The following is a 2158-nucleotide window of genomic DNA, read 5'->3' on the forward strand; positions in this document are numbered from 1 at the left end:
ACTTTCAGTGAAGAGATTTGCCATTTTTTCAGCATCACGATCGTTCCATGCTTGAATTAAATATTCATATACTCTCTTAACAGCCACCTCTTTATCCATGAAACCACTCCTTTATTTATTTGATAGGTTTATTATTTCACAGTGGATCAAATACCTAAAGCGGAAGCTCACTCCATCTTTCGAACACCCCGGAGTTAGCTCTACATCTATCCCAACCATGTGTCCTCTACCGGTTTCTTCATTAAAATAGTCTCACAAATCGAAAGGTACGGGTGGGAGCATTTCTCCCGCCCTATTTTATTGGTTCTACAAACCAAACAAAAGCAAGAAGATGAAAACAGCGCTATTTATGTGGTTGATACTCCTCCCTTACCACTGTCTTCGATACAGCCCATGAAGAGGAATTCTTCTGACGATAAAATATTGGTGCATTTTTTACCAATAATCGAAAAGACCACACTCGCCTACCCTCTTACAATAAGGATAAGAGGTGATTAGGTGTATAGAACAATATGGTTCAAGAAGAACATCAGGTATTACTTATTAGCAGGCGGAATCTCCCGGCTAGGAGACAACCTTTCCGGGATGGCATTTTTGTTTCTTGCATATAACTTAACAAAATCCAGCTTATATACAACCATTATGGCAATCGCAGAGACTGCGCCTTATCTTTTGTTTGGCTTAATTGGTGGAGTGATAGCTGACTGGCTTCCTAAGAAAAAACTACTAATCTATCTGGATCTGGTTCGCGTCCCTATAGTCCTGTCCATTGTTGGCTTGTACTATTTCGATGCACTCACGTATGTGTATTTACTAGTCGTGAGCTTCCTAATCCAAAGTATCGGCTGTTTCTTTAATCCTGCGCATCGTTCGGTTTTGCCTTCCATAACTGAAAAGGTTGAACGGACCAGCGCCAACAGTCTGAACGATACATTGACCCGGGGCGTTACGGTTCTGACTCCTGTGTTAACCGTCTGGTTACTGCATTCCTTTGGAGCGGTGCACTTGTTTACAATCGATGCCCTTACCTACGGACTTAGTGCAATCTTGATCGCACGCATACAATGGAAGGAAACTACCATTCCTATCATAAAGAAATCAATAAAAACGATACTCCGCGCCATTCTGGAGTTTATGTCATGGGCAAAGAACCACTCGACTATCAAAAAGCTGTTTATTTTCACATTTATAACGGTCTTCTTCAATACCTGGGTATGGGAAGTCGGGTTATTGCTCGCTTTAACCGATATGACCTCAAACAGCGAGGAGCTTTACAGTATTCTGCAGGGAGTATTTGGCGGCGTCGTTATTTTAACGAATCTGGTACTGCCTTATTTTATTAAGACCATGACCCTTCGCTTCTACCTGCTTGGAGCGAGTGTGTGGGGACTTGGAATTGCCTACTATGGTGCTCTCTACGGAATTCAGCACTTTTTTATCGGAGTGGCCATCGTAGGCATCGGTCTCCCTATTGCAAGTTTAGCGCGGGTTTACCTGCTTCAGACCCTGGTTCCTGAAGAAAAAATGGCCCGCGCCTTTAGTACCAATGCGGTCCTTTTATACTTTTCGAACACGATTTCTTTAGGTATTTATGGTCTGTTAGTCAGCTATATTTCCATACAAACCTTAATGCTTGGGAGTGGTCTGATTATTCTCTTCGTAAGCATCGGAGCCCTAGTTTTTCATACCGTGAATACGTCGAAACTCAGAGGGAGTCTTCCGATAAACCTTTTTAAATAAATGGTTATAGGAAGCCACACTCTTAAACCCGTGGTGAAGAGCAATGGAAAGGATTGGACGCTGGGTATATAAAAGTGGGTACTGACTGCGAAACAGCCGGTACATTTGCAGCCAGGAATACGGCGACAGTCCCATCTCTTCTTTAAAAAGGTGAGCGAGCTGGTACTTATTCATCCTGGCAACGGCAGCCATCTGATCGAGCGTCCAGTCTTCATCATAGCTTTGTTTCAGCGCATCGATCACTACATCGATACTGCCCTTACTTTTAAAGGTTGGAAATTCCGTCTGATGAGAGCCGGGTCCATATTGCAGCATCATCATAGCGAGCTGAGTCAGACTGTTATCCAGAAACAACTGATTGATCGATGGACTGGAGGTCTCATGAAGAGATAGAAAGTCCCGCACAAAAGACATCCAC

At 43.2% G+C, this 2158-nt stretch carries 2 protein-coding genes; one reads left to right on the forward strand and one right to left on the reverse strand.

Annotated elements, in window-relative coordinates; translation table 11 throughout:
- Positions 1–498: 498 nt before the first annotated feature.
- The gene (locus WAM07_RS03605) at positions 499–1740 is read left to right on the forward strand and encodes an MFS transporter (RefSeq protein WP_422164843.1); all 1242 of its coding nucleotides are present in this window, start codon (positions 499–501) and stop codon (positions 1738–1740) included.
- Here WAM07_RS03605 and WAM07_RS03610 read toward each other — a convergent pair.
- On the reverse strand, positions 1675–2158 hold a 484-nt coding region (locus tag WAM07_RS03610; protein WP_422164844.1), incomplete at its 5' end, for a helix-turn-helix transcriptional regulator. The two genes, WAM07_RS03605 and WAM07_RS03610, sit on opposite strands and share 66 nt — an antisense overlap.

Origin of the sequence: Halobacillus sp., from assembly GCF_049282395.1 — a bacterium.
Classification (GTDB): domain Bacteria; phylum Bacillota; class Bacilli; order Bacillales; family Halobacillaceae; genus Halobacillus.